This window comes from Cohnella sp. LGH (genome assembly GCF_017671885.1).
Taxonomy (GTDB): Bacteria; Bacillota; Bacilli; order Paenibacillales; family Paenibacillaceae; genus Cohnella; species Cohnella phaseoli.
In genome coordinates, this window is record NZ_CP072117.1 from 8,520,421 (window position 1) to 8,533,690 (window position 13,270).

At 58.0% G+C, this 13,270-nt stretch carries 11 protein-coding genes; all 11 read right to left on the reverse strand.

Features of this window, described 5'->3' with window-relative positions; translation table 11 throughout:
• Nucleotides 1–46 precede the first annotated feature (46 nt).
• The 11 genes from J4772_RS35150 to J4772_RS35200 all read right to left on the reverse strand — a co-directional run bounded on the left by J4772_RS35150 (nucleotide 47) and on the right by J4772_RS35200 (nucleotide 13,263).
• Entirely contained in the window at nucleotides 47–922 is an 876-nt protein-coding gene (locus J4772_RS35150; protein WP_209073433.1) for an Rpn family recombination-promoting nuclease/putative transposase, read from the reverse strand.
• Between the two features lie 156 nt (nucleotides 923–1,078).
• Nucleotides 1,079–1,846, reverse strand: coding sequence for an SDR family oxidoreductase (locus tag J4772_RS35155; protein WP_247740937.1), 768 nt, complete (start codon nucleotides 1,844–1,846; stop codon nucleotides 1,079–1,081).
• A 25-nt stretch (nucleotides 1,847–1,871) separates the two neighbouring features.
• On the reverse strand, nucleotides 1,872–3,320 hold the full coding sequence (locus tag J4772_RS35160; RefSeq protein ID WP_209073434.1) for a CoA-acylating methylmalonate-semialdehyde dehydrogenase: 1,449 nt from the start codon (nucleotides 3,318–3,320) through the stop codon (nucleotides 1,872–1,874).
• A gap of 29 nt (nucleotides 3,321–3,349) precedes the next feature.
• Entirely contained in the window at nucleotides 3,350–4,330 is a 981-nt protein-coding gene (gene iolC / locus J4772_RS35165; protein ID WP_209073435.1) for a 5-dehydro-2-deoxygluconokinase, read from the reverse strand.
• Between the two features lie 115 nt (nucleotides 4,331–4,445).
• A complete protein-coding gene (locus J4772_RS35170; RefSeq protein WP_209073436.1) occupies nucleotides 4,446–5,468 on the reverse strand; it encodes a LacI family DNA-binding transcriptional regulator in 1,023 nt (340 codons plus the stop codon).
• A 160-nt stretch (nucleotides 5,469–5,628) separates the two neighbouring features.
• Nucleotides 5,629–6,699, reverse strand: coding sequence for a mannonate dehydratase (gene uxuA / locus J4772_RS35175; protein WP_209073437.1), 1,071 nt, complete (start codon nucleotides 6,697–6,699; stop codon nucleotides 5,629–5,631).
• Nucleotides 6,696–8,333: a response regulator transcription factor gene (locus tag J4772_RS35180; RefSeq protein ID WP_209073438.1), complete on the reverse strand. Its 1,638-nt coding sequence runs from the start codon at nucleotides 8,331–8,333 to the stop codon at nucleotides 6,696–6,698. Before J4772_RS35180 ends, uxuA begins: the two co-directional genes overlap by 4 nt.
• Nucleotides 8,334–8,368: 35 nt before the next feature.
• Nucleotides 8,369–10,093, reverse strand: coding sequence for a sensor histidine kinase (locus J4772_RS35185; RefSeq protein WP_209073439.1), 1,725 nt, complete (start codon nucleotides 10,091–10,093; stop codon nucleotides 8,369–8,371).
• Between the two features lie 26 nt (nucleotides 10,094–10,119).
• Nucleotides 10,120–10,938 carry a carbohydrate ABC transporter permease gene (locus J4772_RS35190; RefSeq protein WP_209073440.1) on the reverse strand — a complete coding sequence of 273 codons (819 nt, stop codon included), beginning with the start codon at nucleotides 10,936–10,938 and terminating at the stop codon, nucleotides 10,120–10,122.
• A gap of 2 nt (nucleotides 10,939–10,940) precedes the next feature.
• Complete coding sequence (locus J4772_RS35195) at nucleotides 10,941–11,819, reverse strand: carbohydrate ABC transporter permease (protein ID WP_116063856.1); 879 nt, start codon at nucleotides 11,817–11,819, stop codon at nucleotides 10,941–10,943.
• Between the two features lie 91 nt (nucleotides 11,820–11,910).
• Complete coding sequence (locus J4772_RS35200; protein WP_209073441.1) at nucleotides 11,911–13,263, reverse strand: ABC transporter substrate-binding protein; 1,353 nt, start codon at nucleotides 13,261–13,263, stop codon at nucleotides 11,911–11,913.
• Between the last annotated feature and the right edge of the window lie 7 nt (nucleotides 13,264–13,270).

The window sequence follows — 13,270 nt, forward strand, 5'->3', positions numbered from 1 at the left end:
CCCTCATATTCCGCGGAAGAGCGGAGTGTGAGGGCCTTTCGTCTACTTAATGCGAGACCTTCAGCTTCTCAATGTCCGGGCCGGGGAGCCCCGTCACTTTGGCGATCAAATCGACAGACAGGCCTTCTTCCAACATTCGGGCCGCGGTCTCAATCTTTCCTTCGATCTTGCCTTCAATCTTGCCTTCGTTCAGCCCCTGCATGTAGCCTTTCCGCTCATACGAGCTCATCAGTCCCATCAACGGTTCCTCCTTTTCGGGATATTCTTTTATAAACTCCGCCCGAACCTCTTGCTGTTCGGTCTTGGTCGATTTCATGTAGGTTTCGAAAAACAACGTCATTAAGGATAGTTTAGCAAGGTTTTGCTCGGTTTGGAATATCATGCGCAGAAAGGCCATATACACCTCTTTGCGCTCCTTGCGCCTATAACCCATGCTGCTTAGCAGCGCGGCCGCAACCGGATTGTCCGAACGGGCGAACGTCCGCCAGTCTTGCCGGCAAAGCTGGAGCGCGTAGTAGTCGAACCTAAGCACCTCCTTGAACGGCAGTTTCCAGCGGAACGAGTCCGGCTCGACTACCCTCGACCGGTGGCTGAACACGGCGATCGGCACGACCGGCTTGCGATGCTTCTCGTACAATCGAGCCGCGTAAATAAACATCCGCTCGGCGAACTCCTCCTCCCGATAGGACTGCGGCTCCAGGTGCACGAGAATGAACGCCTCCTCTTCCCTCAGCCTTGTCTCGACGAGCAGGTCGACCCGCCCTTTTTTGCCGCCCGTCAAATCGGTCACCACCTCTTCGGACAAGAACACGACATGCTCGAAATCGAGCACTTCCGCCACCTCCGGGAAAAACAATTCGATGAATTCTTTAAAAAAGGTACGCAGCAGCGTCTTGAACAATCGATCGTGATCGATTTTCAAATGCCAACTCCCCCTTCATGCGGCCGGAAAACAAAAAGCCGCCCGGCATCCCCACAAGGGAATGCGAGCGGCGTGTGCTTCACGACCGAATAAATTTTGATACCGATATTCTATCACAATTGTTCCCAGCTGTCCCATAGTGCCCCGTACGCGGAGCTATCTTGCCAAATAGCCCCCGTCGACGGGAAGAATAATTCCGGTGACGTAGTCGGATGCGGCGGAGGACAGAAATACGCCGGCCCCTGCCAAATCGTCCGGCCCTCCCCATCGTCCGGCCGGGATGCGGGCGTTGACTTGCGGCAGTCGATTGTCATCCTGAAGCAAATCCGTGTTCATCTCTGTCGCCATGTAACCCGGAGCGATCGCATTGACCTGAACGCCACGGCCCGCCCACTCGTTGGATAGCGATTTGGTTAACTGAGCAATGCCCGCCTTGCTGACCGCGTACGCGGAAGCGTTAAAACCGCCGATAAAGCTGAGCATCGACGCCATGTTGATGATTTTGCCGCTGCCCTTCTCGACCATGATCGCGCCAGCCAGCCTGCAAAGCTGGTACACCGCTGTGATGTTCAGCTCCAGAACTTTGTCCCAGCTTTCGACCGGCAAGTCGAGGCAAGCTCTACGGTCGTGCATACCTGCATTGTTAACAAGAATATCCACCGTATCTCCCAACACGCCGACGGCTTCCCCGAAGCTGCGCTCCAGATCGGCGCGATCCATCAGATTACCCTTTACCGCATGAACGGCTAGCCCTTCCGCTTGCAGCTCGGCGGCGGTATGGGCGGCCGCATCCGAGATGTCGAGAATCGCCACCTCAGCGCCCGCCGTCGCCAGTGCCGTTGCGATGCCTCGGCCAAGCCCTCGGCTTGCCCCGGTGACGAGCGCCTTTTTCCCGGTGAGATCGAATAAGTTCAAGTTTGCCATAGCGGTTCATCGCCTCTCTTCTCAATTATCGAAGCACCATCATCTTTTTCCGAGTGTAAAACTCTACGCCGTCGCGCCCGTTCGCATGAAGATCGCCGTAGAACGATTTCTTGTAGCCGGAGAAAGGGAAGAACGCCATCGGAGCAGGAACGCCCACGTTAACTCCCAGCATCCCCGCGTCGATCGTATCGCGGAACTCGCGAATCGCGCTGGAGCTGTCGGTATAAATGCAGGCTCCGTTGGCGAACTCCGAACGGTTGGCGAGCGCGACCGCCTCTTGCAGCGTATTGACGCGCACGACGGACAGCACCGGAGCGAAAATTTCGTCCTCCCAAATTTTCATATCCGGCTTCACGCGATCGAAGATCGTCGGCCCGACAAAGTAGCCTTCGCCCCGGGCCGCTTCCACCCCGCGGCCGTCTAGCACAAGCTCGGCCCCTTCCGTCTCGCCGTTTTCGATGTAGCCCAGCGTGCGTGCTTTATGCGAATCGCGGATGACCGGCCCGAGAAATACGTTCGGCTCCAACCCGTTGCCGATCGACAAGCCTGAGGCCGAGCGCCGGAGCGCTTCGACCAGTCTATCCGCTACGCCCCCCACGGCGACGACGACGGAACAGGCCATGCATCGTTCGCCGGCGGATCCGAACGCGGCGTTCGTAATTTCTTTGACGGCCAGCTCCAAGTTGGCGTCCGGCAAAACGATCGAGTGGTTTTTGGCGCCGGCGAGCGCCTGCACTCGTTTGCCGTAGGCCGCTCCCGTCTTGTACACGTACTCGGCGACGGGCTGCGAGCCGACGAACGAGATCGCGTTAATTCCTTCATTCGCCAGCATCTCGTTTACGACGTCATGGGCGCCGTGTACGATGTTGAACACGCCGGACGGCAGCCCCGCTTCCGTCAGCAGCTCCGCCAACCGATTAGCCAGCAGCGGCGTTCTCTCGGACGGTTTAAGCACGAAAGTATTGCCGCAAGCGATCGCCAGCGGGAACATCCAGCAAGGAACCATCATCGGAAAATTGAACGGCGTAATGCCCCCGACGACGCCAAGCGGGTACCGGTACATAGAGGATTCGATGCCCGTGGCGATGTCCGGCAGCGTGCTGCCCATCATCAGCGTGGGGGCTCCCGCCGCGAACTCCACGCATTCGATGCCCCTGAGCACCTCACCGTAAGCTTCGCCGTAACTCTTGCCGTTCTCCGTCGTGATCAGCTTGGCCAGCTCATCCCAGTGGTCGACCAGAATTTGCTGGTATTTGAACAGAATGCGCGCCCGCTTCGGCACGGGCTCCTTGCGCCATTTCTTCGACGCTTCAGCCGCCGCCCGGACTGCAGCCCGCACGTCTCCCGCCGTCGACAGCGGCACGTAAGCCAGCGTCTCGCCTGTCGCCGGATTCGGCACCTCCTCCGTCCGGTCAGATGCCGATTTCACCCATTCCCCGCCGATAAAGTTGCGCAACACTGTTGGATTGTTCATAGATGATTTCCCTCCCGAAAATGTATGGATCAAGCCTGCTTGGCAATAACCGCTTCGATCTTGTCGTTGGTCGGCATCGCGTCTGAGCAGCTATGGCTCGATACGACGATGGATGCGGACGCGCTGCCGTACTCCAGACAGCGATCGATGCTCCACCCCTGCATCAGTCCGTAGATGAACGCCCCGGCGAAGGAGTCGCCCGCTCCGAACGTCTTGACGACCTGCGCCGGAAACACGCCTGCGCGGTAGACTCCGCCATCTTTCGCAAAGGCGATTGAGCCGTCCCCGCCATGCTTGACGACGACCAGCTTCGCCTCGTGCGCAAACCATGATTTGGCCGTCGCGAAGTCTTCCGTACCCTCGGCCCCTTCCAGCAGGTCGAACTCCTCCCGCCCTCCGAGGATGACGTCGCATTGCGCCGCCGCCATCCGGTAGTACGTATAGATTTCGTCCCTCGAAGCCCACGTGTACGGACGGTAATCAATATCGAACAACAGAACGGCCCCATGCTTACGGGCCAACTCGATCGTGCGGAATACCGCTTCGCGGGACGGGCTTCTCGCCAGTGCCGTGCCGCTGATCATGACAGCCTTCGCTTTTCGCACATACGCCTCGTCCACGTCCCCCGGCTCCAAATTCAGGTCCGCCGCGTTATCCCGATACATCAGGATGCTGCATTCCGTCGGCGACTTGATTTCCGTGATCGCCAGTCCGGTGACGCTGCCCTGCCGGTCGGTTATAACGCCCTCCGTATCGATCCCCTCCTTGCGCAAATAGTTCACGATAAACCGGCCGAAAGCATCGTCGGCCACCCTGCCGATAAATCCGCTCCGCAGACCGAGCCGCGAAGCCGCAATCGTAATATTCGCCGGCGATCCGCCCACGTATTTCGTGAACGTCAGCGTCTCCTCGAGCGGTCGGTTAATCTCGTTGGCATTCAAATCGATGCACAACCGCCCGACTCCGATCAAATCCAGCTCCTTATCGCCCCGAAAAACAATTCCGTTCATGGGTGTTTCCTCCTTCTTTATTCATCTAAACGATTAGCTAATCGATTAGATAGTTGTGTGAAAAAAGTGCCGCCTGCGCACGCCCGCAAGAAGCGGAGGGCGGGCAGCAATACTTTCAAATCCGATTCGCCTGTTCTCCTCCGCAAGTCCCGCGCACGATCAGCTCTACCGGAAGCACGACGTGCCGGGCATCGCGACTTGCTTCGGAGAGGCGCTCGAGCAATAGCTCGGTCGCCCTCCGTCCAAGCTCGTAGCGCGGAATGCGGACGGTCGTCAGCCGCACGGAGCGGAAAGCCGCGAGAAACAGATCGTCGAAGCCCATCACCGCGACGTCCTCGGGAACTCGCAGCCCTCTGTCCGCCGCCGCGTCCAGCACACCCATCGCTCCGACATCGCTCATGTTGATCACGGCAGTCGGCCGCTCGTCGGGCGGCATATCCGCATAACCAAGCATTCTCTCGTAGCTGGCTGTATACTTCGCTTCGCCGGACAGCGTCCACACAGGGGGCACGTCGATGCCGGCCTCCTTCATCGCCTGCCGATAACCTTCCTCGCGGAGCTTGCTGGTCGGCGAGCCTGCGACACCGGACATAAACGCGATGCGGCGATGACCCATACGAAGCATATGCCGGGCGGCCATCAGCCCGCCTTCGAAATTGTCCGACTCGACCAGGTCCGCATCCAGCCCTTCAAGACGGCGATGCGCCAGCACAAGGGGAAAGCCTCGCTCGCGCAGCGATTGCAGCAGCTCCCGGTCGGCCTCCAGAGCGGAGGTAACGATCAATCCGTCGATCTTCCCCTCCCGCGCTTGCGCTGCGGCCTGCCTCATCCGCTCCGGCTGGTCGTTCGTGTTGATCATGTGAACGGCATAGCCGTGCTTCTGCGCCTCGTCCTCGCATCCCTTGGCGAGATCGGGGTAGAACGGGTTAGAGATGTCCGAGACGATCAGGCCGATCGTCCGGCTCTCCCTGGCGCGCAAACCGCGGGCCGCCGCATTGGGCGCGTAATTCAGCTCGCGGATGGCGGCGAGCACCCGCTCCTTTTTCTCCGGACTTACGTAACGGTTATTGTTCAGCACATAGGATACGGTCGCTACGGACACGTCTGCGTGCTTGGCAATATCTTTAATCGTACTCATCCGCAGCACTCCCGTCTAATCGATTAGATGTAGTGGGAGTATAGCACAAAGCCTCGGCGAAGGACAGCCTCTCACGTCCGACTCGTCCAAGCAGGCTTAGGATTCGACTCGTTTGCCGGCAAATCCCTCTACTCGCAGTCCTGACGATTCGGCGAGCCGCTCACGAACGGCTCAACCTCAATCGTCCCAAGCGCTCCTTGCGCACCGCTTCCCACAGCCCGTTCAGATAGACGGCTCCGAGCGCCCGGTCGTACAGGCCATAGCCCGGTTTGCCCGTCTCTCCCCAGATCATCCGACCATGGTCCGAGCGGATCGGCCCCTCGTAATCGAAGTCGCTCATCGCCCGAATCACCTCATACATATCGATCGAACCCGAGGAGGACAGATGAGCCGATTCTTGGAACGACTTCGGACCGGTCAGCTTCACGTTGCGCGCATGAACGAAGTTGACGCGCCCTCTGCGGCCGAACTCGCGCATCAGCTCAGGCACGTCGTTGTCGGCGCTTGCTCCGAGCGATCCGCTGCACAGGCATAGACCGTTGGTCGGACTATCGTACAGGCCGATCATCCGCTCCAGGCTCGCCCGGTCCGTCATAATGCGCGGCAGGCCGAAGATCGGCCAGGGCGGGTCGTCCGGATGAATCGCCATCTTGATTCCGGCTTCCTCCGCTGCAGGCATAATCTCCCGCACGAAATACGCCAGATTGTCCCACAGCTTTTCCTCGTCCACGCTCTCGTATTGCGAGAACAGCCTTTGAAGCTCGGCGACCTCGTAGCTGCTGTCCCATCCCGGTAAGCTGAGCTCTCCCGTCAACGGATTCATTCGCTCGACGACCTCTTCCTCGTAGATCAGCGCCGTCGAACCGTCTTCCAGCTCGTAGTCGAGCTTCGAACGGGTCCAGTCGAATACGGGCATGAAGTTATAGCAGACGACCGGCACTCCTGCTTTCCCGAGATTGTGCAGCGTCGTCTTGTAGTTCGCGATATAGCGATCCCGAGACGGCAGCCCCAGCTTGATGTCCTCATGCACCGGAACGCTCTCGATGACGGATAACTCCAAGCCCGCTTCATTAATGCTTCTCTTCAAATCCAGAATCGTTTCGAGCGGCCATGCCTCCCCTACGGGCACGTCGTATATCGCCGAGACGATCCCCTTCATCCCCGGAATTTGCCGAATATGCGACAGAGACACAGGGTCCGAATCGCCGTACCATCTAAAGGTCAGCTTCACTGGCAGATCGCCCCTTTCTTCTGTTGATCCCGATAAACCTGCGGGGTCACGCCATGATGTCTCTTGAATGCGTAGTTAAAAGAATGCGGGCGCTGGTAGCCAAGCATAGCGGCGATCTCGTACGTTTTCTCGTGGCTGTTCGCAAGCAGATAGACCGCCTTCTCCATTCGCAATTGCTGAATGTAGTCGCTAATGTTGCCCCCGGTCTCCAGCTTGTAAATTTTCGAAATGTAGACCGGATGCATATGGACGTGATCGGCAATACTCTGCAGCGTCACGTCCTGCGCCAGATTGTCGTCGATGAATTGATGGATTGAGCGGATGAGCTCCGAACGATTGTCTTTCATCTCGCGGTCCATGTCCTCCATCAAGCGGCGCAGCACGCGCAGCGACCACTCGCGCAGATGCGCGACGGAGCGAAACGGAATGCCGTCCGCCAGCTTCCCGTAGTCGTCGCCGATCAGGTCGGACAGCGGCTGCCCATTCTTGTGCGAGATGTACGAGAACGCCGAGGATACCGCGAAATATACCTCGAGCAGATGCTCCTGCGAATGAGGGTGAGAGGACTTGCTGCGCAATTCCTCGAATACGCGTTCCAGCTTCTCCTCCATCGCGTCCCACCGGCCCGCTTCAAGCAGATGGATAAGCGTCGGCGGCTCATAGAGGGAACGAATCGACTCGACCTCCGCCTCCGCCGGCTCACCGGAAGCCCTCAGGAACAATCCCTGCTCGTTGCCGACACGTTTGCGAGCCGCGGATACGCAGCCGTCGTATTGTCCGGGCACGTCTCGCGGGAATAGTCCCGGCTCGCTGACGACGACGGAAATGCTGCCTTTCAGGAAGCTCTTCACGGCGGCCTGAAGCTGGGAGGCGGTCTGCTCGAACAGCGCCGCTCGCTGTCCCGGCTCGACCCGCTCCTCCGCTGAGGCAAGAAAAATCAAATAGTCGTGCGCATCCTTCGCATGCCAGAGACCGAACTTCCCGCCGAACAGCTCTTCGGCCATGTTGCCAATCGCGTACTCAATCAACGAACGGCCGCGAAAATCGTAATCGACGAACGCGTCCTCCAGCCGAACGAGCATCAGGAAGCACGTTTGCCCGTAGAGGTCCGGCAGCGTCAAGGCCGCCGTTTTCTCCCGCAGCGCCTCTTCGTTCCAGAGCGCTCCCTGAAGGAGCTCCAGAAGTAAATTGCCCTTGAGCAGCGGCATATTCTCGTTTAGCGTGCGGGTCAAATTCCGGACGGACAGGATGTGCTCCCACTCGCCGTGCAGCTTCTGCTGCAGCCGGGAAACCGTATCCAGCAGCTCCTGTTCCGTCACCGGCTTGAGCAAATAATCCTCGACCTGATTCTGGATCGCTTCCTTCGCGTACTGGAAGTCGGAGTACCCCGAAAGCAGCACGCATTTCGTTTTGCTCCAATCGCGCCGGATGCAAGCGATGAGGTCGAGTCCCGTCATTCCCGGCATCTGAATGTCGGTAATGACGATGTCAACGGCGAATCGCCGCAGAAGCTCAAGCGCTTCATAGCCCGAATAAGCGCGATACACTTGCGTAATCCCGATCCTATCCCAGCCGATCGTTGTCGCCAACCGATCGACCACATGCGCTTCGTCGTCCACGATCAACAGATGCATCGTTCGGCCCCCTCTTCTGGATGGCTTTGCCGGCTTCAGACATCGCTGCGCGTCCACTTGATGGTGACGCACAAGCCGCCCATCGGCAGTTGCTCGAATACGAGTCCCGATTGTCCGCCGAACCGGTACTGCAGCCGGCGATGTACGTTCCACGTGCCGCAACCGACTTCCTCCGACATCGGCTGCGCCAGCTCGGCTTGCAGGTCGCGAAGCCGCTGAGGCTCCATCCCCGGTCCGTCGTCCTGCACGAAAATCATATTGTACCTGTCGTCCTGCTTGCCCGTAATCGTAATCATGCCGCCTTCCGGCGACTTCTCCACCCCGTGCACGATCGCATTCTCCACAATCGGCTGCAGAATCAGTCTCGGCAGCTCCAAATCCAGCATTTTCTCGGGTACGTCGATCTCGAACTGCACTCTGCCCATCCGCAGGTTCTGAATCATCAAGTAGTTGCGAACGAGCTCCAGCTCATCCTCAAGCGCCACGGATTGATTTTCGACCCTTGTCGCGTAACGGTAATACTCCGCCAAGTTCTGGGACATTTCAACGACCGCCTGCCGATCGTTCATCTCCGCCGAATTGATGATGAAGAACAGCGAGTTGTATAGAAAATGCGGGTTGATCTGCGACTGTAGCTGCTTCAGCGTCGCCTCTCGGGACCTCAGCTTCTCCGCGTAGACGTCCTCGATCAGCAATTGAATTTGGTCGGACATTTCGTTGAATTGGAAAATGAGATAGTCGAATTCGTTTTTGGCCAGATAATCGATGCGCGCCGAGTAGTCTCCCCGCTTGATCCGCTGAACGCTCCCGATCAGCTTCCCGAGCGGACGCTGGACGTTCCGATAGAGCAGGAACGATGCGCCCACGGCCAGCACGAGCAGCAATCCGATAATCACGTAGAAAAAGTTCCTCTGCTCCGTTATCGGCGTAATGACGCTCTGATACGGCGTATAGTCGACGAGATACCAGCCGAGCTGCCGCGACTTCACATAGCTGACAAGATGCTGTTCGCCGCCGAGCTCGACCAGACGCTGTCCGGTTTCCGGCTCCTTGTCCAGCTCTCCCTCAAGCAAGCCGATCAGCTGCTTCGCCTTCTCCGCGGACGAGGTGCCGTTCAGAACGGGCTGTTCGCCGGGCACGTACAGGAACGGATCGTTGTTTTTGCCGTTCTTGTACGCGTCCAGCATCGCAGTCATATTGGCCGTCGTGAAGCGGACGCGGAACACAGCTTGAGCCGCCTCCTTGCGTTCCGCCTTCGCGGGCTCTCCGATCTCGTGCACGAAATAACGCTCGGTTTTGCCGCCCGCCTCTTCCAGGCTATATGTCCAGCGGGTATAGATCGGCCCCGTCATATCCTGATCGCTTTCCAGCAGAAAAATATTGGACGAAATCGCTCGCTTCTCGCGGGGGATAATGACGGTCAAGTCGTTTTTCCATCCATTGGACACGCTTTGCAGGCTTAGCTTCTCGATGATTCGGTATTCCGCGTTTCGCGCGTCGAATTCCAAGGGCGGACGACGGTCGAGAAATTCGCGAATATACGGGTCGTAGCTGAGCAGCACAGGAAACATGGATAGCTGCTCGATATTCGTATCCAGTTGGTTCATAAGAAAGGTCAATTGGTTCAGGTTCGTCGTCTCGATTTGCTTGCGCACGACCTCCGTGCTCGTGTTCGTGGAAACGCTGTACAAAACCAGAATCGGCAGCAGCAGAAGGAAGAGCAGAAGAACGATTTTGCGAAAAGTGGTAAGCTTGAACATTCGCTCTCCTTTCCCGCCCTCCTCCGTTACCCTTTAACGGCACCCGCGGAGAGACCGCTGACGACGTAGCGCTGGGCGATCAACGCGATTACAAGCACGGGGAGGGTGATGATGCACGCGGCCGCCATCAATCCGCCCCAGTTAATCTCAGCGTAGGACATAAAGTTGAATACGGCAATTGGTAATGTTTTCGTCTTGTCGCCGGCCAGAATGATCGAGAACATGAAGTTGTTCCAAGAGAAAATAAAGCTCAGCAGCGACGACGTGATGATGCCCGCTCCCGACATCGGCAGCACAATGCGGCGAAAAACCTGATGAGGCGAGCAGCCGTCGATGGCTCCGGCCTCTTCCACCTCGTGCGGAAGCTTCTCGAAGAACGAGATCATGATCCAGACGATAAACGGCAGTCCTACGAGCATGTGGCTCAACACGAGCGCTGCATAGGAATCTACCAAACGCAGCTTCGTGAAAATAATATACCAAGGTATCAGGAACGAGATGCCCGGCACGATTCTCGCGACGAGAATGACGAGACCGAGACCCTGCAGCTTGTACTTGGCGATCGAATAGGCGGCAGGCAATCCGAGCAACAGAGACAGCAGCGTCGAGACGACGGCCACGATCATGCTGTTGACGATGTATTTCAGAAAGTCGTATTGCTGGAAAACGTTCACATAATTATCCGCCGTCGGAGTAAACACGAACGTCTGGGAGTTGGACATAATCTGCGCCTGCGTTTTGAAGGAGGCGAGCAGCATCCAGACGAACGGAAAGACGAACACGAGCAGGACGAGTACGGTCAGACCGGTCAACGTCGCGTTTTTCGCTTTTTTCTTGGTCAGCATTCTCATTCCGCCTCCAATCGTTTCTTCATCCAGATCAGCAGCAGCGTAAGGGCCATGACGATCAGGAAGAAGATGACCAGCAGCGCGGAAGCGGAGCCGAGCTTGAAGTATTGGAAGCCGAGTACGTAACCGTAGATGTTTAGCGTCTCCGACTTGAAATTCGGTCCGCCCTGCGTCGTGGCGTAAATGATGTCGAACGTCTTGAGCACGTCGATCAGACGCAGCATCAGCGCGATAATAATCGTCGGCTTAAGCAGCGGTAAGGTGATATGCACGAACTTCTGCCAAGCGGATGCTCCGTCCACGTCCGCCGATTCGTACGGGTCGGTGGGCAGCGTCGACAATCCCGCCATCAGAATGAGCGCGACCATCGGCGTCCACTGCCATACGTCGACGACGATAAGCGAAGGAACGACCTGCGTCATGGACGCGAGATATAGCTGCGGCTCTAGGCCGATCGATTTCAGAATCGTGTTCGCGGCGCCGATCGTCGGCTCGTAAATGAGCATCCAGACGAGACCCATCGCTACCGGAGTAGCGACCATCGGGAGCAGAAACAGCGTCTTCGCGATATTTTTCCCCTTGAAGGAACGATTGAACAGAACCGCGATCGCCAGGCCCAGTACCATCTCCGCGGCCAAGGCGACTGCCGTGAAATAAAACGTATTGAATACGGAGTCCAAGAACCGCTCGTCCTTGAACATGGAAATGTAGTTATCGAGGCCCACGAAAGCGGGCGGCGTTATGGCGGACATGCTCCACTCGTAAAAGCTGATCCATACCGTGTAACCGATCGGGAACAGCATCATGACGAGCACGAAAACAAGCGCGGGCAGGATGTACAGCCATTTCAAGTTGCGATTAATCCAATTATAACCCATTGCGTATCATCCTTTCCAAAAGCCTTTCCCGGACCGTCCGCCCTCGGCGGGCGGCCCGGAATCGGCGGCGGTTCATGCGGGTCGATCGCGGTTATCTCCTGCTGTCTTTGTCAATGATGGCCTGCAGATTGGCGTTCGCCTTGTCGGCCGCCCCTTGCACGTCCGTCTCGCCGGTAATGACCTTCATGACGACTTCCCCTACGGCGTCTCGGGCTTCGCCTACGCTGACGACGACCGGACGGTCGTGGCCGACGCCGTTCTGCATCGATTCCTTGATGATCGGCACCAGCTCTTCAGGGAACGACTTCGAACCCTCCGGATTGTCCCAGACGGAAGTCCGGGCGCCCGGATTGCCTTTTTGCTGCGCCTTCAGCACGTTCTCCTTATTGGTCGCCCATTGGATAAGCTCCCAAGCCGCGTCCTTGTTCTTCGATCTTTCGTTGATCGAGAGCGCCCAAGCCGTTACGTTAACCGGCCTGGAGCCGGCGGCTCCCGCCGGGAACAAGGCGAAGCCGACTTTGTCGCTGATCGTCGATTTCTCCGGATCCGTCGCGTTCGTGTACAGCGAGTCCGCGTCCGTCAGGAACGCGACTTTGCCCTGAGCGAAGATGCCGAACGCTTGCGGCCAGGACATGTTCAGAACCCCCGGAGGCCCCGAATCCTTCAGCAAGTTGCCGTAAGTCGTCATGGCCTTCACGGCTTCCGGGGTATTAATGGACGCTTTGCCGTCCGTAATGTAGTCCCCGCCCTCGGAGAAGATGTACGAAGCAAGCTGCGTCACGAGCGGAGAGCGCTGCCCCCGCGCTACGAAACCGTACATCTCCGCGCTTGGATTATGCAGCTTCTTGGCCGCTTCGACGAGTTCATCCATCGTCTTTGGCACCGGGATGTTCGCCTGCTCCAGCAGGTCCTTGCGGTAGTAGAGCACGCCGCGTTCCGTAATGATCGGGATGCCGGCGAGCTTGCCGTCGATCGTCGTCGTATTGACCGCCGACGCGGAGATATCCGCGAAGTCGTACTCGGCGTCTTTATGCGCGTAATCGTCGAGCGGCGCCACCCAGCCGTTCTTGAAGAACAACTGACCGTCCTGGAGCGGACGGTACATGAAGACGTCCGGGGTTTCCGAGCCCGCCGTGAATTGAACGGTCAGCTTCTGCGTCAGCTGGTCCTCGAAGTAATTTTCCACCTTGACCTTAATGCCCGTGGCCGCCTCGAATTCCGGCAGCAGGGGCGTGATCGCATCCGACCAAGGATGGTTGGCCGTAACCAGCGTAACCGTCTGTCCCGCGAACGGTTTATCCGTTCCGCTCGATGCGGACGAGGTTGCGGGCGCTTGGCTGGCCGCGGGCGACGAAGCCTCCGGCGAAGAGTTGCCGCCGCACCCCGCCATTATGCTAGCGGTTACAATTAGTGCGGCGCCCGCTCCGATGTACTTCTTTTTCATAGGTGAA

What these genes read in the sequence shown, in the direction of transcription:
- J4772_RS35155 (WP_247740937.1), bottom strand. Translation starts at nt 1,846, where the DNA reads ATGGCAAACTTGAACTTATTCGATCTCACCGGGAAAAAGGCGCTCGTC.
- J4772_RS35160 (WP_209073434.1), bottom strand. Translation starts at nt 3,320, where the DNA reads ATGAACAATCCAACAGTGTTGCGCAACTTTATCGGCGGGGAATGGGTG.
- iolC (WP_209073435.1), bottom strand. Translation starts at nt 4,330, where the DNA reads ATGAACGGAATTGTTTTTCGGGGCGATAAGGAGCTGGATTTGATCGGA.
- J4772_RS35170 (WP_209073436.1), bottom strand. Translation starts at nt 5,468, where the DNA reads ATGAGTACGATTAAAGATATTGCCAAGCACGCAGACGTGTCCGTAGCG.
- J4772_RS35180 (WP_209073438.1), bottom strand. Translation starts at nt 8,333, where the DNA reads ATGCATCTGTTGATCGTGGACGACGAAGCGCATGTGGTCGATCGGTTG.
- J4772_RS35185 (WP_209073439.1), bottom strand. Translation starts at nt 10,093, where the DNA reads ATGTTCAAGCTTACCACTTTTCGCAAAATCGTTCTTCTGCTCTTCCTT.
- J4772_RS35190 (WP_209073440.1), bottom strand. Translation starts at nt 10,938, where the DNA reads ATGCTGACCAAGAAAAAAGCGAAAAACGCGACGTTGACCGGTCTGACC.
- J4772_RS35195 (WP_116063856.1), bottom strand. Translation starts at nt 11,819, where the DNA reads ATGGGTTATAATTGGATTAATCGCAACTTGAAATGGCTGTACATCCTG.
- J4772_RS35200 (WP_209073441.1), bottom strand. Translation starts at nt 13,263, where the DNA reads ATGAAAAAGAAGTACATCGGAGCGGGCGCCGCACTAATTGTAACCGCT.